Source organism: Alkalispirochaeta americana (genome assembly GCF_900156105.1).
GTDB classification, from domain to species: Bacteria; Spirochaetota; Spirochaetia; order DSM-27196; family Alkalispirochaetaceae; genus Alkalispirochaeta; species Alkalispirochaeta americana.
Window position 1 is genome coordinate 67008 of sequence record NZ_FTMS01000016.1, and the last position, 17025, is coordinate 84032.

A 17025-nucleotide genomic window follows, 5' to 3' on the forward strand; every position below is an offset into this window, starting at 1 on the left:
CGGCCGTGAGTAGCGCAGGAAAATGTGAGGAGTATTCGATGGATTACGTCGTGCGAAATATGCACAGTCGCGAAACCGATCTCTGCGATTGTGGGGATCTTCCCGTAGAACCAAAAACCAGGATTGTCTACGAGGGGCGTTACGGAATAGATCTCGGTGTTGTCCTGGGGACGGTCCAGGAAGGAACGCGGAAAAAGTACAAGGATTGCTTCAAGGCGGTACGAGTTGCCCAGGAGCGGGATCTTGAAAGTTATCGTGAGCAGGATTTGCAGGCCAGGGACGCAGCCAGAACCTGTGCGGAACGGGTTGAATCCCATAAGCTCGATATGCATGTTGTGAGCGCCCATTATACCCTGGATAAGTCAAAGTTGCTCTTTTTCTTTGTCTCCGACCACCGGGTCGATTTCCGGATGCTCGTCCGCGACCTGGTGGGAATCTTTCAGGTGCGGGTTGAGTTGCGTCAGATTGGCGTGCGCGATGAGACGAGAATAATCGGAGGGATGGGCATCTGCGGGCGTCGGCTCTGTTGCAACGGCATATCAGACAAGCTTCCGCCGGTGTCGATCCGCATGGCCAAGGATCAGAATTATTCCCTGAACTCCATGAAAGTCTCCGGCCCCTGTGGCCGTCTTCTGTGCTGTCTCTCCTACGAGCACCAGTTTTATCAAGAAGAGCGCCGAAAATATCCCCGGGAAGGGGCGCTGGTGGAGCTTGACGAGGCGGTTCTCAAGGTCCAGGAGATCAACATTCTCAATGGCCAGGTCCGGCTTTCCGGGACCGAAGGGCAGCATCTCACCGTTCCTGTTTGTTCCTTGCACCGTCAGAGTGTTCCCCAGGGCAAGAAAAAAGATCGTCGACGTTCCGTGGAGTGGGTCCTTAATCCTGAGGGGTGTCCCGAGGCGGCGCAGGCCCTCTCTGCTGATGAGATGGATGGTCAAATTGAAATCGATGGAGTGTAGCGTAGAGTCCGTCCCGATCCAGAAGTTCCTGGTGGGTTCCTGACTCGACAAGCTCGCCCCGGGAGAGCACCAGGATACGATGGGCGTGTTGAATCGTCGAAAGGCGGTGGGCTACAACCAGGGATGTCCGTCCCCGGGTGATCGTATCAACGGCCTGCTGAAGTTTTTTCTCGGTCTCGCTATCGATGCTGGAGGTCGCCTCGTCCAGGACCAGCACGGGTGGATCGTGTATCAGGACACGGGCAAAGGCCAGGAGTTGGCGTTGCCCGGCGGAGATGTTGCTCCCCCCCTCGGTGAGAGGCGTATCGAGGCCCTGGGGTAACCCCTCGATAAAGGCCGCTACTTGCACGGCTCGGCAGGCCTCCAGTACTTTTTCGTCGGCGACATCCTTCCCAAGGGTGATGTTGTTGCGGATCGTGTCATTAAAGAGAAAAACATCCTGTTGTATCTGCTGCACGGCCTGTCGGAGCTCCGCCAGACGGTAATCCCGCACATCCCGTCCCTCGAGCTGGACCGATCCCCCGGTCACATCCCAGAGACGAGTCAGAAGGTTGATGACAGTCGTCTTGCCCGACCCTGTGGAGCCCACCAGAGCGATTAATTCTCCCGGGCGTGCCCTGAAGGAAACACCTTTCAGGATGGGTTCGCCCGGCCGGTAGGAGAAGTGGACATCCCTGAACTCTACAGCCCCGGAAACGGACTGTACCGGAAGAGGGCTGTTGCCGGTATCGGGAATCCGCTGGTCCTGATCAAGAAGATCAAAGACCCGCTCGCTTCCCGCCATGGCGCTTTGAAGTAGCGTAAACTGCTCCGATATGGTCATGACGGGCATGTAAAATCGCCGGATCAAATTTGTGAAGGCGATCAGAACACCCAGGGAGACGATCTCGGCCTGGAGAAGAGTTGCTCCAAAGAAGATCACCACTGCCAGGGACGTGCTGGACATGAAATCCACCAGAGGGCGGAACACGGCAAAGACCTGCATCTCCGCGAGATTCGCCTTTGTGAGGGTCTCGTTTTTCCGGGTGAACTCCTGGTTGCTTCGTTTTTGCTGGACAAAGATCTGGACAATCTCCATCCCTGAAACGTGTTCCGAGAGGTAGGCGTTCAGGTCGCTCACGGCATGGCGTACCGCCCGGTAGGCTTCCCTGGCCTTCCGTCGAATGATATCGGTGATGAAGAGAACCGGAACCATGCTGACCAGTGTTATTGTGGCCAGACGGGGGTTGAGGGCAAACATGGTCACCACCACGGCGAACATAAGGCTCACGTTGCGCGCCAGTTCCGCCAGGACAGAGGTGAAGAGATCGTTGATCGTCTCGACGTCGTTCGTAATGCGCGTGACCAGGCGGCCCACAGGTTGATCTCCCAGGAACCCCAGGTGCTGCGCCAGGGTATGGCTGAAGAGGTCATGGCGAAGTTTTTTCATCACCAGTTGGCCTGTGAAGGCTGTGAGGTAGACCTGGCCAAATGCGCCGACGAGGACTGCCAGCAATACGCCCAGGAAGAGCAGGCCCTGGCGGTGAAGGCCCTGGATCTGGTGCTGAAGGAGTGCCCGGCGTTCCCGGGCCGAGAGGGGCTCCAGAGCACTGCGGGGGAAGGATATCCATCGGTGATCGCTGTCTCGCAGGGAAGGGCCCAGGGCCTCCAGAATCTCCGGGTGTTCTTTCGCCACGTCTTTGGGAATAAGGGTGAAGGATTCCCGGGAGAGAAGGCCCTGTTCGCGTAAATCATCGCGGATTGCCCGGGGTATCCTGTCAAGGCGATCTTCCCGCAGATAGATCGCTCCGTTTATGGTGCGGGTTTCTCCGGGTGAAGCGATCTGCCCCAGCGCTGATTCGTCCAGGCGGTTCCAGTGCTCCATGATATGGTGATCGATCGTCCTCTGAATGATCACCGGCAGAAGGACCTCCCCCGCCGTAGCCACCACGAGGCAGACCAGGGTAGCGGCTATGAGGCCCCGAAAGGGTGCTGCGTAGCGGGCAATCCGCCGGATTAATCCAAAGTCGTAGCTGGCGATTATCGTCTCGTCCTGGTGGTGAATCATGGGCCTTCCCCGATATGTTCAAGTTGCTGGAGCCGTGCGATATCCCGGTATAAGCCGGGGATGGCCAGAAGTTCCTGGTGAGACCCCCGGTTCGAAACTTGCCCATCCTCGAGGACGAGGATTTCCCGGGCAAACTTGAGGGTGGAGATGCGGTTGGAGACAATAATGGTGGTTTTCCCCTGACGTTCCTGGAGTATCCGCTGAAGGAGTCGCTCCTCCGTGCGGGTATCCACCGCCGAGAGGGAATCGTCCAAAACAAGAATCGGGGGGTCGGGCAGGAGGGCCCGGGCTATGGCGATCCGTTGGCGTTGCCCCCCTGAGAGAGTTACTCCTCGTTCTCCCACCAGGGTGTCCCACCCCTGGGGGAATTCGCCGATATCCTGATCCAGGGCGGCCAGCTCTTCCACATGGCGGATCGCTGCATCCGATGCATGGGGTCGGGCAAAGCGGATATTCTCGCGCACCGTCGCCGAGAAGAGAAACGTCCGTTGGGGGACGATCCCGAAAGAACCCCGAAGGGTGTTCAGGTCGTACTGCGTCACGTCGGTCCCGTCGAGAAAGACCGTTCCCTCAGGAGGGGAGAGCAGGCGCGGGAAGAGGCTTATGAGTGTGGACTTTCCGCTTCCTGTGCGACCCAGTATGCCGAGTATTCCGCCCGCAGGTAGCTCCAGGGAGATTTCCTGGAGTGCGGGTGATTCCTGATCGGGAAAGGAAAAGGAGAGGTTTCGCACCGAGAGTGACCCCTCGGGGCAGGTCGATCGTCCTCCCGGCGGAGATGCGATGTCTGGCGTGGTGTGGAGAATTTCGTTGATCCGGGAGAGCGAGGCCGCTCCACGCTGGAGCATGTTTACCGTAAAGCCTGCCCCAAGCATGGGCCAGGTCAGCATTTGCAGGTATCCCAGGGTTGCCACGAAGTCGCCCGCCGTGAGAGACCCTTCAAGAAGAGCCTCTCCTCCGAACCAGAGCAGGATCAGGAGGGTCATGCCCGAGAGAAAGCTTACCAGAGGGAAAAAGAGCCCCCAGATTTTGACAAGGTTCATGTTTTGCTGCTGGTATCGATCGTTCGCATCGGCAAAACGGGAGAGGAAGAAGGGCTCCTTCCCAAAAGCTTTAACGACACGAATGCCGCTGAGAACTTCCTGGGTCTGATCGCTTAGATGGGAGAATCCTTCCTGGACGGCGCGAAATCCTTTTCCAATACGCTCTCCCAGGAAAATGATGAGACCCGTGATGATCGGGAGGGGGATGATTGTGACCAGGGCGAGCCGGGGGTTCCGGCTGAAGAGGATCGCCAAAATGGCCACGGTCATGAAAAGTCCATCGATAAAGGCTACCAGGGCTATGCCCGTGGCCATGCGAATGGCTCTCATATCGTTTGTGGCCCGTGCCATAATATCGCCCGTCTTCGTTCGGTTGTAGAACTCCGGTGAAAGCAATAAAAGCTGTTGATAGAGGTTTTCCCGGAGTTCTGCCTCGATTCGGCGGCTGCTGCCGTGAATGAAAAAGCGCCAACCGAACCGGGTGATGGCGATTATTATGGCGGTGATCAGAAGAAGCCCCATGGGTCGCGCGACTGCACCTGCTCCCCCGCCATCGAGGAGCAGGTCGATTGAACTTCCCACGTAGAAGGGGATCAGCAACTGGGCGCCGCTGGTGATCAGGAGAGAAAGAACTCCTGCCGCGTAGGCCCTGCGATAGCGTCGCAACAGGGGGGTGAGGGTTCTGAACTCCTTGATCAATCCTGGCTCCGCCAGTTCCGCAGGATCTGATCGATGGCGTGCCGGGATTCTTCAACCTGGGCGAGGATCTCTCTCTTTCCCTGAGCCGGCGGAAAAACCTTTGCCACAGTGATGCGGTAGCGGTGGCCTCGGGGCATGGTCAGGACATCCTGAACCCGGGAGAAGCGGCCGCCTCCCTCAAGAGCGAGGGCTACCAGCGGCAGGGGTGCCCGGTTATGAATGCGCCGGACCGCTCCACTCTGGAACGGCAGAAGGTTTCCATCGCGGGATCGGGTTCCCTCGGGGAAAATTACCGGGCATTCCCGGCCCCGGAGTGATCCTGCCATGCGGTCGATCTCTTTCATTGCCAGGGAGTAGTCTCCCTTGCGCGGGATCAGGGCGTGACGCTGAATCCGGAGAACTCGCGAAACGGTGGGGCACCAGCGCCGAAGTTCGCCTTTGGCGACGAACTTCACCGAGTGGTGGCGGAAGGCAGCCATAATGATCACGATATCCATCACGCTTTGGTGGTTAGCCAGAAGGATCATCTGATCGGGTAGCCTGGAATCATCGAAATCCAGATCCATTTTCAAGCCTAAGGTGAAACGGGCCAAAGAAAAGAGTTTGCGTGCCCTTTCCGAGACGTGGCGGTCAATGTGCCGCCTGGCGAGGTTCCAGCTCAGGCAAATACGAATTTTGTCACCCAGATCCCACCAGAGCAGGCGGGCAAAGACAAGTACAAGAAGTAGAATAGTGGCCATCGGGGGATCATTCTACAAGGAAAGGAGCTGCTATGTTAAGGTTGAAGTTGACAGGTCCCTCCGATATTTGCTACGGTCTCCTAGATTACCCAATTTTATCCGGAGGATACATCATTTGATCGCAAAGGGTTCCGCCGCAAAACGCTATCGTCAGAGCGAAAAGCGGCGCATATTGAACAAGAGTGTACGGAGTCGGGTTCGGACAAGCGTAAAGCGGGTTCTGGACGCAGTTGAGCAGAATGATCAGGCAGCAGCAGAGGGGGCCTTGCGGGATTTCGCCAAGCTCGTTGATACCGCTGCCGGCAAAGGTGTGTACCACGCAAACACGGCGGCACGGAAAAAATCCCGCCTTGCACGCAAAGTAAACAGTCTCCAGGCCTAAGCGGCAGGGGGGCGGTTGTGGCGGATTCCAAGGTCACCAAGGCAGAAATCGTCGAGCGGATAAGCGAGACGGTGGATGTAAGCAAAAAAGATATTCACTCAATCATTGATGCGTTTTTCGGGGAGGTAAAGACTGCCCTGGTGAGCGACAAGGTGATAGAGTTCCGTGGCTTTGGAACGTTCGAAATCCGCACCCGGAAAGGGCGCCAGCACGCGAGGAACCCGAAAACGGGGGAGCCCGTGGCGGTAAAAAACCACGGCGTTGTAATCTTTCGTCCGGGGAAAGAGTTGAAAGAGGCGAGCTGGCCTCTCAGGAGCTGATTGTACCGTCGCTGGCTGCGACCAGCGGTTCTTGACGGGGTTCGCCAACACCTTGCAAATTTTAGCACTTCTCTTGTGGGTAGAAACATCGTGCCAAAGAAAAAGAAAACCTCCCGCCCGGCAGGCCCCGGCTTGAGGGGGGGCGCTTCGAAAGGTTCTTCCTCAAAAAGCGCTCTCTCGAGAGGCGCCTCCCCAAAAAAGGATGCCGTCGCCTGGAAGCATCATGGTCAGATTACCGGGCTTCTGGTTCTGGGGGCGGTCCTCTTTGCGGCGGCTTTTCCCAACGTTCTTGTCCGCTTCGGCGCGTATCCCCTTGCCTTTGTAGCGTTGGTCCCTGTGGCCGTTGCCGTCCACCGAATGAAATGGTGGCTCACGCCACTCTATGGGGTATTCTACGGCTTTCTCGCCTACGCGCTTTTTAATTACTGGCTTGCCACGTTTCATCCCCTGGCAATCTTTATCGTTCCCGTTATCTATGCCGGGTATTTCTTTCTTCTCTTTCCTGCCCTCTGGGTAGCCGACCGCTGGGGAGGGAGAATGACCTTTCTTCTCCAGACCCTGCTGTGGCTTTCCTATGAGTATCTGCGAACCCAGGGGTTTCTCGGCTATGCCTACGGCATTATGGGGTACGCCCTCTTTCCCGCACCGCTGCTTATTCAGATCGCCGATCTGGGGGGGGTCTGGATCGTCTCCCTTCTGGTGGTGATGCCCTCGTTTTTTCTTGCCCAGTGTTTTCGGGATTTTTCTGTCCGGAAGGGGGGTGCGGGTGATGGTGCCGGGCTTCCTGGCTGGCATCGTCTTCGCTTCTCGCTCTCCCGCAGTCTTGTCCGGGCTGGACGAGCCCGTCGTCCCGAGTTGCTCTGTTACGCGCTCTTGATGGTGGTTTCCCTAGTCTATGGCATCTTCTCGCCAGTGAACTACGACGGCGTGCGACAGTGGAAGGTCGCCTTGATCCAGCAAAATGTCGATCCCTGGGTAGGCGGGTTTCGTGTCTACGAGGAGAGCCTGGAAATTCTTCTCCGCCAGAGCGACCGGGCAATCGCCGAAGCTGATCCGGAGATCGTGGTCTGGTCGGAGACCTCCTTTGTCCCTTCCATCGACTTTCATACCCGCTATCGCCAGGATCAGCAACGCTACGAGCTGGTGCGGGAGTTGCGGCGGTACCTGTCTCGCCAGAGCGTTCCCTTCGTGATAGGGAATAGCGACGGGCAGCTGGTTCGCACACCCCGGGGGGAGATGGAGCGGCAGGATTACAACGCCGTCTTGCATTTTGCTCCCGGCGGCGAGCTCCTCGGAACGTATCGAAAAATACATCTGGTCCCCTTCACGGAACATTTTCCTTACCAGGACCGGTTGCCCTGGATGCACCGCATGCTGGTAGAAAGCAATACGAACTTCTGGGAGCAGGGGCAGGAGTGGACGGTCTTCGAGAGTGATGGGGTCCGCTTTGCCACCCCCATCTGCTTTGAAGATACCTTTGGGTATCTTTCACGGGAGATTGTCCGGGAGGGGGCCCAGGTGATCGTCAATCTGACCAACGATCTCTGGTCCTACTCGGAGCCCTCGGCGATGCAGCACATGGGAATGGCGGTTTTTCGGGCTGTGGAGAACAGGCGCAGCATGGTACGTAGTACCAACGGCGGTATGACCGCCATTATTGATCCCAATGGAGTGCTCCTGGATCTCTATCCTCCCTTCGTGGAGGGGTTTCTGGCGGGAGATGTTCCTGTATATTACGAACGGACAACTCTCTACACCGCCTGGGGTGATTGGCTTGCCTGGGTCTTCCTTGCTCTGACTCCTCCGGCGATGGGGGCCTCCTTCTGGCTGCACCGGAAGCGCCTGCGGTCAGAGCGCGGCCGGCTACAGCAAGATTGACAAATCGCAGATGAACGTAGGACAATGAGCCATGGCGCAGAATACACCGAAAATCCTGGTAGTTGATGACGAGCACATAAACGTTGATTTTTTTGAGGTGATGCTTTCCCGTTTGGGCTACACCGTTGTAACTGCCGGGGACGGTGACGAGGCCCTGGAACAGATCCTTCGGGAGAAGCCGGATCTGGTGCTGCTGGACAATATCCTGCCTGGCCGAACCGGTTGGGAGGTAACCCGGCTGGTAAAGCAGAATCCTGATTACGCCGAGGTATCGGCCACACCGATCATCATGTTTTCTGCCATGGACGAGGTAGAGGACAAAATTGAGGGGTTTGAGCTCGGTATTGAAGACTACATTACAAAGCCTTACAATTTTTCCGAAGTCCTTGCGCGAATCCAGGCAGTTCTTCGTCAGAGGGAACTCTCGCGCCAGGTTGCCCGGCGGGAGCGACGACTCGCCCTGGTTGATTCCCTGAATAACTCGCTCGCCTATTTTACGCGACACATCAAGAACCCGATTCAGGGTCTGAACGATGCTGCCAAAGCACTCGATGTGACAAATCCCGAGACGGTCCGGTCCTTTGTGGAGCTGGTCTTGGCTCAGACAGCCGAGGCTTTGGCTACTGTGGAGGGCCTGGAGGATGAAGTTCAGGAATTGCAGACCCAAGGGGACGAGCTGAAGTCGAAGGAGATATCTCTGGAAGACCTGGAGAGCAAGTTCCGCAAACACGCGGCTATGGCTGTTCAGGGAGTTCCCGCCAGGAAGGTGAAATGATCACTGAGGAGAAGCAGCGCGTTTTGGATCTCTTCTCGCGGGGCAGAAAGCTTTATAAGCTTATGGAGTTTTCTGCCGCGAAGGATTTCTTTTCCCAGGCTCTGGAGGTTGATCCCGAAGACGGGCCTTCCCGAGTGTACCTGGAGAGGTGTCTTCTCTACGAGGACAATCCTCCTCCGGAAGACTGGGACGGAGTCTTCGTCATGACCAGCAAGTAACGACAGGCACGACCAGTAAGCAAAGGAAGCACCATGGCTCATCATATTGATCCCAGATCCATACAGGAGACGGTAAGCCGTCTTGGAAAGGGCACCCGCTTTGCCGGAACGCTTCGATTCAAGGAGTCGGTTACGCTTTTCGGGGAGTATGAGGGTGAGATCGAGGCCCAGGGATTTCTTTATATCGCTGCCGAGGCTTCGGTTCGCGCCGACGTTCGCGCAAAAAACATTATCGTTGGCGGGACGGTGCACGGAAACATCGAGGCTACAGCAGAGATCGAGATGCTTCCCGGGTGTGTGGTCTACGGGAATGTCCGGGCGGGGAAGGTCCGCATCGCCGAGGGTGTTGTCTTTGAGGGGCGCTGTGAAATGGTTCGGAACAGCGATTCTCTTGATGTCTTTTCCGGGTCTCTGGAGCAGCTCCGGAAGCAGGCGATACCGGTGATCGAGCCGATTTCGCAACAGAAAAAAGGGTGATCTCCCCGCCGGGTTGACACCATTTTTTGGAATGAGTATAGTTTTGGTTCTACAAACAAGTGGAAAAATCAGTATAGCACAAAGATTTCTGAGTTCTTTCTGTATTCTGCAAGTTAACCTGCCTCTTTGGTAAATTGTATAAATGGAGTCATCCATGTCAGATAACGACGAACAGCAAGCACTTTCTCCCAGAGAAGAAACAAACGGTGACGATCTTGAGCAATCTCGGAATCAGTCAAAATCGGAATCACCCAAGGTGCGGGCACCACGGCGCCCTCCTGTAAAGAAAAAGCGGGTCCGAGTAGCCCTCGTGAAAGATGGTGACACCGGTGGAGATCGGGCCGCAGGGCGTGATTCCGGTGACGCCGGACAAAACGGCCGGATGCCTTCGGGGACAAACGGACAAGGCAATGAAGGGAACGTCGATTTCTCTCATCCCCGCGACGAGAAGAGCCTGAGCATAAATGAGCTCACCATGATGAACATGAAGCTCCTTCGCGATCTGGCTGAGGAAATGGGAATAGCTCCCGATAATTTGCCTGCCTTGAAAAAGCAGGAGGTTATCTTTGCCATCCTGAAGGCTCATACCGAACGGAACGGGACAATTTTTGCCTATGGGTCCCTGGAGATTCTCCCCGACGGATACGGTTTCCTTCGCAGTCCTCAGCACTCGTACCTTTCCGGTCCCGACGATATCTACATATCGCCGTCGCAGATTCGCCTCTTTAACCTGAAGACCGGGGACACCGTATACGGTCAGATACGCCCTCCAAAAGAGGGTGAGCGGTTCTTTGCCATGCTCCGTGTGGAAACGGTGAACTTTGACCACCCCTCGGTTGCCCAGACCAGGATACCTTTTGACAACCTGACCCCCCTCTATCCCGACGCACGCCTCGATATGGAAACCCGGTCGGGTGACAGCTCAACGCGCATGATCAACCTCTTTTGTCCCATCGGAAAGGGCCAGCGAGGACTGATCGTTTCTCCTCCCCGAACGGGAAAGACGGTGTTGCTGCAAAAGATCGCCAACGCGATCACAGAGAACCATCCCGAAGCATACCTTATTGTTTTGCTGATCGATGAACGTCCCGAAGAGGTGACGGACATGCAGCGCAACGTAAAGGCCGAGGTGATTGCCTCAACCTTCGATGAGCAGGCCCAGCGTCATGTCCAGGTTGCCGAGATGGTTCTGGAGAAAAGCCGGCGTCTGGTCGAACACGGAAAGGATGTGGTTATCCTTCTGGACTCGATAACCCGTCTTGCCCGGGCTTACAACCAGACCGTGCCGACCTCGGGAAAGATTCTCTCGGGAGGTGTCGACTCCAACGCCCTGCATAAGCCAAAACGCTTCTTTGGAGCGGCCCGGAACATCGAGGATGGCGGAAGCCTCACGGTGGTTGCCACAGCCTTGATCGAGACGGGCAGCCGCATGGACGAGGTCATTTTTGAGGAGTTCAAGGGCACGGGTAACATGGAGATTATCCTGGACCGGCGCCTGGCAGACCGGCGTATTTTCCCTGCGATAAACGTGAAGAAATCCGGCACCCGTCGGGAAGACCTTCTCCTTACCGAGGAAGAGCTCCGGAAAATGTGGGTTCTGCGTAAAGTGATAAGTCCCATGGATGACCTGGAAGTCCTGGAGTTGCTCATTGACAGGATGAACAAAACCAAGAATAATAGCGACTTCCTTCAGTCGATGAATACATCAGGTGCTGATTGAGATTTTCGGAGGATTCAATGAGAGATATACACCCTAATTACCGAGATGTTGTCTTCAAGGACACCGCCAGTGGAACAATGTTCCTTACCCGTTCCACGGTACAGACAAACCAGACTGTGAAGTATGACGATGGCCAGGAATATCCCCTCTACGAGGTGGAAATCTCCAGCGCTTCTCATCCCTTTTACACAGGAAAGCAGAAGCTGGTTGATACGGCTGGGCGTGTCGAGCGGTTCCGGAAGATGTACAACATCAAGAGCTGATGGTTTACCCGGCGTTACCCTGTGTGGGGTGATATTGCCGGGAACTATCCCGAGCCTGCCAGGCCGGGTGTGGAAAGCGGAGTTCTCTGGAGCTCCGCTTTTTTTTCTGGCAGCCTATTGCCTTTCGGGTTTTCCCGATTTTTCCCGGAGGAACAGGACCAGCGCAGCGCAGGCCACGGCAGCTTTTCCCAGGAGATCACCGATCGCCTGGTAGAGAGTCCACTCCCCGGGGGGGATGGGGACGGAGAAGACAGCGGCGTTGCTCTCGAACATGGGCATGGCCTGCGCCATTTCTCCTCGCCGGTTTATCACTGCTGTGAGGCCGCTGTTGGTCCCCCTGACAAGGGGTCTGCGCAGTTCGATCGTGCGCAACCGGGCTGCCAGGTAATGCTGGGTCTGGGCAGAATCCTGGCGGCTCCAGGAATTATTGGTCAGATTAATCAGGATCTCGGCTCCCTCAAGGACCATCTCTCGCGGAACCCACCCGAAGGCATCTTCAAAACAGATCGGTAACCCCGCCAGAAGGATCGTGTCTCCTGCGGGAATCTTGACGGGGGCACTGCTTCCTCCAGGAACCCATGTGCCGTAGAGTCCCACCACGGTTCGAAAAAAACGCTGGACCGCCGGAACGTGCCAGAACGGGATTGATTCGGCAAAGGGCACAAGTTGTTGCTTTCCGTAGGAGGCCAGAAGAGTCCCCTCGGGAGAGATCAGAATAGCGCTGTTGTGATAGTCCTCTGGTTCTTGTCCTTCCCCTGCTGCCGCAGGAGCTCCTGTAAGCAAGGGAATATCCAGGCGCCGAAGGAACTCGCGGAAGGGAAGTTGATCGGGCACCTCCTCGTAGAACGAGTCATCTTGCCGGTAGGGACGGCGCAGGGCCGTTTCGCTCCACAAGACAAAATCAACAGCCTCCGGGGATGTTTGCTGATGTTCCTGGAGCGCCTCCAGGGTAAGATCCTGAGCCTGCAGGAGCGCTTCAGAAAAAAGCCCCGGTTGCCAGCTGTCGATATTTTGTTGCACCAGGAGGATGTGAACGCTCCGATGATGATCGTCAGGGCCCAGGGTGGCCAGTCGATAGTGGCCGAATCCCCCCAGAACCAGCACGAGTGCTCCCGCAGCGACCACGTGGTGGTCCAGGGGTCTGGTCAGAAATGGTCTGGCCCGCAGGCGCTTTGCCAGGGCAACCAGGACCCCCTCACTCCGGTATTGCAACAGCAATTCCGCGCCAATTGCATTTATCCAGGCTGCAAGAAAGGAGAGCCCCCAGGGGCCAACCAGTTCTGCGCTTTGTGCCAGGCCGGTCCAGAGCGAGAGAGGGTAGGCGATGAGCCCCCAGGGATATCCCAGGAAGCCAACTGATTTGAGAAACTCGTAACCGGTCCAGAGAAGCGCCAGATGAAGCGGTCTGTGCCAGCTCTCCCCTGGGAGGAGCCCCTCTCCTGCCAGGGCTCTCTCTCCCGGGATCGATCGGGGCCGGGGCGACCCCCGGTGGATCGCATCGAAGAGAAAGGTGAAAAGCAGATAGTTATACCCTGCGTAACCCGCCATGGCTCCACCCAGAGTCCAGATGGAGAACTCGCCAAAGAAGGCAAGCCAGTAGTTGGCCCCGGCGGTACTCGCTGCGCCAAAGACGACGCCCAGGAGAGCCGCTTTGTTGCGGGAGCTGCTCCGGTAGAGGGCAAGAAAGACCGGAATCAGCGCCACCAGGCCCAGGAACGGACTGCCCCAGACAAAAAGCTCGTTCGGGAGCGCCAGCGTGAGCAGGGCCGCCGAAAAAAGTGTCAGTAGAAGATTCACCCCTTCAGCATAGCGAAAGAAGGAAAAAATGTGTATGGAGCCGCTCTTCCTGGTGGGAACTCTCAGAAGATATCTCCCTCCGGGCCGATCTCAAAGAGCAGTTCGAAGATTCAGGCTTTGACACAGGACTGCGCCGGTGCTACAGTTCCGGTGTGACTGTTCTACTAACCAACGACGATGGCATTCTTAGTCCCGGCCTGAAGGCGCTGGAGGATGTGTTCTCGGAGAACCACGACGTCTGGGTTGTGGCCCCCGATGGGGAGAGGAGCGGCTTTTCCAACAGCATTACCCTCTCGGAACCCATTCGCTGTACCCAGGTGGGGGAGCGCTCCTTCGCGATCAGTGGTACCCCCGCCGATTGTGTCATCCTTGCCACTCTGGGAGCCATTCCTGTCATGCCGGACCTGGTCGTGTCTGGTATAAACATCGGAGCAAATCTGGGGTCGGATATCGTCTATTCCGGAACTTGCGCCGGGGCGAGACAGGCGGCGTACAAGGGCATCCCGGGAATCGCCGTGTCCCTGAACAGTTTTCATCAGCCATTCCACTTCGATCCGGTCTGCGAGTTTCTTGTCAGCCACCTTTCCGAGTTGATGAATCTCTGGGATGACGGCCATTTTATCAACATAAACGTCCCGAACCTTACCTCCTACCGTTCCGTGGAGATAACCACACCGGCGGTGCGGCTCTATCAGGATAGACTCCTGCCCTTCGAGCCTCCTCGGGGAGGCACGTATTACTTTGTGGATGGCCGTCCCGAACAGCGGGAACTGGAGCCGGGAACAGATTGGTATGCCGTTGAGCAGGGGAACCTTTCAGTAAGTCCCATCATGCTGAATCCGGTAAATCATGAGGCCGAACGCCACTACCGGGCAAGCGGACTGATCAAAGGGTCGTGAACGAGGGGCCATGAACGAGGGGATACGCCTCTACCAGCAAGGAAAGTATCGCGCCGCGCTGGATCATTTCCTGGAAATCGCCGTGGAACCGGCTCAGGAGTCGCTCCTGAGTTACTATTTGGGATTGTGTTATACTCACCTGGGGAAGTACGACGAAGCTCTTTTATACCTGGAGCAGGTGGTCGGGTCTGATATTGGATTCCTCCATATCTATCAAGCCCGAATGATTATGGGCTACGCCTACGCAGTAACGGGGCGATACCGCCTGGCGGAGTTCGAGTTGAACCGTCTCCTGGAGGACGGGTACGAATCTGCAAAAGTGTACGCTGCCCTGGCCTACGCCATCTACGCCCAAGGTAAAACGGCTCCGGCGATCGCTCATCTGGAGAAGGCCCTTCGGATCGATCCCGAGAACGCCAACGCCTTGAACTCGCTGGGGTTCATTCTGGCGGAGAACAACATTCAGATCGAGACCGCCCGGGAATACTGCCTTCGGGCTCTTCAGCGTTATCCTGAAAACCCGGCCTATCTGGACTCTTTGGCCATGGTCTATCGTCGATCGGGAAACCTGCAGCAAGCCAAGGAGCTCTACGAACGGGCAGTGCGTCTCTCCCGAGGTATGAGAGAGATCGTGGATCACTATAAGGATCTGCTCCGTTCTGCGGGGGTGAAAATATGATGCCCCGCGGAAGAATGCTGCCTGTGGCCCTGGCAGGGGTCGTGGTCTTTCTTCTGGGAGGGCTCCGGGCCGAAGCGATCGATATGGATGCAGCGCGGGCACAGGAAGAGTTCCGCTGGGGAGTAGAGGCCTACCATGCAACCCGTTTCAGCGATGCCATAGTAGCCTTCACACGGGCTCTGGCCTTCAAGCCCGAGGATCCTCTTGCCCGGGAGTGGCTTGGTCGGGCTTTTTTCCGCAGCGGCTTTGAAGACGCTGCCGTGAACGAATGGGATCTCCTTGCAGACCGCGATGCGGCGGGGGCTTACCTCCTGTCCCGCCTGGAGGTGCTCCAATATCGTCGCGGAATTGCTCCCTTTGAAGATAGCGACCCCCGGTTCTCGCGATCTCACCTTATCCGGGGGGGCGAGGGGCCCCGAACCGGCGGGGGGGATGTCCCGTTCTTTCAGCGCCCCACCGGAGCAGCCACCGATCTTGAAGGAAACCTTTATCTTGTCTCCCTGGCTACCCAGGAGATCCTGAAAATCTCACCCAACGGGCGGCTGGTGCGCCGTTTTCGCGGAGGGTTCCAATCCCTGAACCGTCCCTTCGATGTGCAGTGGCACCAGGGGAAGCTCTTTGTTACCGAGTTCGGGGCCCATCGAGTGGCGATCCTGGATGAACGGGGGAACCGGATCGGGCAGTTCGGCGAAAGAGGGCTTGGCGAAGGACAAATGGTGGGGCCTCAGTACCTGGCCCTGGACGGGGATGGCCACGTCTATGTTACAGACTGGGGTCGGCGACGGGTGAGCGTCTTTTCTCCGGAGGGAGAGTATCTCCTGTCTTTCGGAGGCCCTTCGGGAAACACCTTTTCGGGGCTGCACTATCCTGCGGGAATCGCCCTCCGGGATGGGCGGGTCTATGTGGCCGATCGGGACACCGAGGGCGCAGCTCTGGTTGTCTTTGATACAGCAGGGAACCATCTTGAGCGAATCCCCCTTCCCCTGGAGGATGAAGACTTTTCTCCTTCCGGTGTGGCTGGCGGGGGAGTGGAGGGGCTTGCCTGGTACGACGAATCACGACTTCTCGTCGCGGCAGGCAGGCAGGTATTGCTCTTTGATCCTCTCCAGCGGAATGTTGTAACGGTAATTGATGACGCCGAGCGCAAGCGAGTTGGTCCCGTTGCTGTCGATGCCAACGGCCGAATCCTGGTGGGAGATATCGATGGGAGCGAAGTTGCTCTTTTTGAGCCGGAAGGGACCCTCTACAGTGGTCTGGATGTACAGATAGAGCAGGTTCTGGCGGGGAACTTTCCTCGCGTGGCCTTGCTGGTGGCGGTCCATGATCGTGCCGGGCGGCCACTGGTGGGGCTCTCGCGGGAGAACTTCGTTATCTCTGAACGGGCTGTTCCCCGGCAGGATCTGCGGGTCGAGGCGACAGGCTCATCTCTGCGGGATCTGGACCTCTCGGTCATCCTCCAGCCGCTGGCGGAGGAGGATCTCTGGGACGATTCCCTTCAGGCCCTATCGGACCTTCTTGCTCTTCTGCCTGCGGGAGATCCCCTGGGACTATACATTGCCGGAAGCTCACCCGAACTTCTCCTGACCAGGCCTGCCACGGAGGCTCGTTTCCTCAGGCGTGCCCGGGAGGGATTGCACTCCTGGAAAAGTGATGCCGTCGGGGGAAATCTCGCCCTGGACAGTGCCTTGCGTCTGGCGGCGGTTCCGCTTCTCGAGCGGGGATTGCGTCGCAACATCGTTTTTGTCGGAGACGGTTCGGTTTCAGACACGGCCTTCGACGAGTATGGTCTCCAGGAAGTTGCTACCTTTTTGCGCAACAACGCGATCCGTTTCCACTGTGTTCTCCTGGAGTCCCGGAGCCCCGCTGCGGAGATCCGCTTTCTGGTAGAAGAAACAGGGGGAACACTGCGATACCTGTACGAACCCGAGGGGCTTGCTCCGATGCTCCGTGATTTTCAGCATCATCCCAGCGGCCGTTATTGGCTGACCTACACATCCGAAGCTGACTCCGATTTTGGCAGGGTTTATCTGCCTGTGTCGGCCGAGGCACGACTCTTCGTCCGCAGTGGTCGTGACGAGATGGGCTATTTCCCTCCCTCCGACCGGTGACGTTTCTCCCGTTATGAACTAAAT

At 57.1% G+C, this 17025-nt stretch carries 16 protein-coding genes; 12 read left to right on the top strand and 4 right to left on the bottom strand.

Annotation, left to right across the window (positions count from 1 at the left end; translation table 11 throughout):
- Positions 1-38: 38 nt before the first annotated feature.
- Complete coding sequence (locus BW950_RS11995; RefSeq protein ID WP_076489542.1) at positions 39-959, top strand: PSP1 domain-containing protein; 921 nt, start codon at positions 39-41, stop codon at positions 957-959.
- Here BW950_RS11995 and BW950_RS12000 read toward each other — a convergent pair.
- From BW950_RS12000 to BW950_RS12010, 3 genes are read right to left on the bottom strand one after another with little or no spacing between them, the layout of a single operon-like run.
- Positions 877-3006, bottom strand: a complete 2130-nt coding sequence (locus BW950_RS12000) for an ABC transporter ATP-binding protein (protein WP_076489543.1) — start codon at positions 3004-3006, stop codon at positions 877-879. The genes BW950_RS11995 and BW950_RS12000 overlap by 83 nt on opposite strands.
- A complete protein-coding gene (locus BW950_RS12005; protein ID WP_083943982.1) occupies positions 3003-4745 on the bottom strand; it encodes an ABC transporter ATP-binding protein in 1743 nt (580 codons plus the stop codon). Before BW950_RS12005 ends, BW950_RS12000 begins: the two co-directional genes overlap by 4 nt.
- Complete coding sequence (locus BW950_RS12010) at positions 4742-5485, bottom strand: lysophospholipid acyltransferase family protein (protein WP_076489544.1); 744 nt, start codon at positions 5483-5485, stop codon at positions 4742-4744. The genes BW950_RS12005 and BW950_RS12010 overlap by 4 nt, the downstream gene beginning before the upstream one ends.
- Positions 5486-5600: 115 nt before the next feature.
- Between BW950_RS12010 and rpsT the strand changes: the two genes are divergently transcribed.
- The 8 genes from rpsT (at position 5601) to BW950_RS12050 (ending at position 11518) form a co-directional block, all read left to right on the top strand.
- The gene (rpsT, locus tag BW950_RS12015) at positions 5601-5867 is read left to right on the top strand and encodes a 30S ribosomal protein S20 (RefSeq protein ID WP_200796830.1); all 267 of its coding nucleotides are present in this window, start codon (positions 5601-5603) and stop codon (positions 5865-5867) included.
- A gap of 17 nt (positions 5868-5884) precedes the next feature.
- The gene (locus BW950_RS12020) at positions 5885-6187 is read left to right on the top strand and encodes an HU family DNA-binding protein (RefSeq protein WP_076489545.1); all 303 of its coding nucleotides are present in this window, start codon (positions 5885-5887) and stop codon (positions 6185-6187) included.
- 90 nt (positions 6188-6277) lie between these two features.
- The gene (gene lnt / locus BW950_RS12025; RefSeq protein WP_076489574.1) at positions 6278-8065 is read left to right on the top strand and encodes an apolipoprotein N-acyltransferase; all 1788 of its coding nucleotides are present in this window, start codon (positions 6278-6280) and stop codon (positions 8063-8065) included.
- 31 nt (positions 8066-8096) lie between these two features.
- Complete coding sequence (locus BW950_RS12030; protein ID WP_076489546.1) at positions 8097-8840, top strand: response regulator transcription factor; 744 nt, start codon at positions 8097-8099, stop codon at positions 8838-8840.
- The gene (locus BW950_RS12035; protein ID WP_076489547.1) at positions 8837-9058 is read left to right on the top strand and encodes a tetratricopeptide repeat protein; all 222 of its coding nucleotides are present in this window, start codon (positions 8837-8839) and stop codon (positions 9056-9058) included. Before BW950_RS12030 ends, BW950_RS12035 begins: the two co-directional genes overlap by 4 nt.
- Positions 9059-9091: 33 nt before the next feature.
- On the top strand, positions 9092-9535 hold the full coding sequence (locus BW950_RS12040; RefSeq protein ID WP_076489548.1) for a bactofilin family protein: 444 nt from the start codon (positions 9092-9094) through the stop codon (positions 9533-9535).
- A gap of 154 nt (positions 9536-9689) precedes the next feature.
- Positions 9690-11255, top strand: coding sequence for a transcription termination factor Rho (gene rho, locus BW950_RS12045; protein ID WP_076489549.1), 1566 nt, complete (start codon positions 9690-9692; stop codon positions 11253-11255).
- 17 nt (positions 11256-11272) lie between these two features.
- The gene (locus BW950_RS12050) at positions 11273-11518 is read left to right on the top strand and encodes a type B 50S ribosomal protein L31 (protein WP_076489550.1); all 246 of its coding nucleotides are present in this window, start codon (positions 11273-11275) and stop codon (positions 11516-11518) included.
- 114 nt (positions 11519-11632) lie between these two features.
- On the opposite strand, the gene lnt (BW950_RS12055) is transcribed toward BW950_RS12050, so the two are convergent.
- A complete protein-coding gene (gene lnt, locus BW950_RS12055; protein ID WP_076489551.1) occupies positions 11633-13315 on the bottom strand; it encodes an apolipoprotein N-acyltransferase in 1683 nt (560 codons plus the stop codon).
- A 152-nt stretch (positions 13316-13467) separates the two neighbouring features.
- Here lnt (BW950_RS12055) and surE point away from each other — a divergent pair, with 152 nt between their 5' ends.
- The 3 genes from surE to BW950_RS12070 are packed head-to-tail and all read left to right on the top strand — an operon-like array spanning position 13468 to position 17001.
- On the top strand, positions 13468-14214 hold the full coding sequence (gene surE, locus BW950_RS12060) for a 5'/3'-nucleotidase SurE (RefSeq protein WP_076489552.1): 747 nt from the start codon (positions 13468-13470) through the stop codon (positions 14212-14214).
- Positions 14215-14224: 10 nt separating this feature from the next.
- Positions 14225-14893 (top strand): tetratricopeptide repeat protein, encoded by a 669-nt coding sequence (locus BW950_RS12065; RefSeq protein WP_076489553.1) that lies wholly within the window; start codon positions 14225-14227, stop codon positions 14891-14893.
- Positions 14890-17001, top strand: coding sequence for a hypothetical protein (locus BW950_RS12070; RefSeq protein WP_076489554.1), 2112 nt, complete (start codon positions 14890-14892; stop codon positions 16999-17001). Before BW950_RS12065 ends, BW950_RS12070 begins: the two co-directional genes overlap by 4 nt.
- Positions 17002-17025 lie beyond the last annotated feature (24 nt).

What these genes read in the sequence shown, in the direction of transcription:
- BW950_RS11995 (WP_076489542.1), top strand. Translation starts at nt 39, where the DNA reads ATGGATTACGTCGTGCGAAATATGCACAGTCGCGAAACCGATCTCTGC.
- BW950_RS12000 (WP_076489543.1), bottom strand. Translation starts at nt 3,006, where the DNA reads ATGATTCACCACCAGGACGAGACGATAATCGCCAGCTACGACTTTGGA.
- BW950_RS12010 (WP_076489544.1), bottom strand. Translation starts at nt 5,485, where the DNA reads ATGGCCACTATTCTACTTCTTGTACTTGTCTTTGCCCGCCTGCTCTGG.
- BW950_RS12030 (WP_076489546.1), top strand. Translation starts at nt 8,097, where the DNA reads ATGGCGCAGAATACACCGAAAATCCTGGTAGTTGATGACGAGCACATA.
- BW950_RS12035 (WP_076489547.1), top strand. Translation starts at nt 8,837, where the DNA reads ATGATCACTGAGGAGAAGCAGCGCGTTTTGGATCTCTTCTCGCGGGGC.
- BW950_RS12040 (WP_076489548.1), top strand. Translation starts at nt 9,092, where the DNA reads ATGGCTCATCATATTGATCCCAGATCCATACAGGAGACGGTAAGCCGT.
- rho (WP_076489549.1), top strand. Translation starts at nt 9,690, where the DNA reads ATGTCAGATAACGACGAACAGCAAGCACTTTCTCCCAGAGAAGAAACA.
- BW950_RS12050 (WP_076489550.1), top strand. Translation starts at nt 11,273, where the DNA reads ATGAGAGATATACACCCTAATTACCGAGATGTTGTCTTCAAGGACACC.
- BW950_RS12065 (WP_076489553.1), top strand. Translation starts at nt 14,225, where the DNA reads ATGAACGAGGGGATACGCCTCTACCAGCAAGGAAAGTATCGCGCCGCG.
- BW950_RS12070 (WP_076489554.1), top strand. Translation starts at nt 14,890, where the DNA reads ATGATGCCCCGCGGAAGAATGCTGCCTGTGGCCCTGGCAGGGGTCGTG.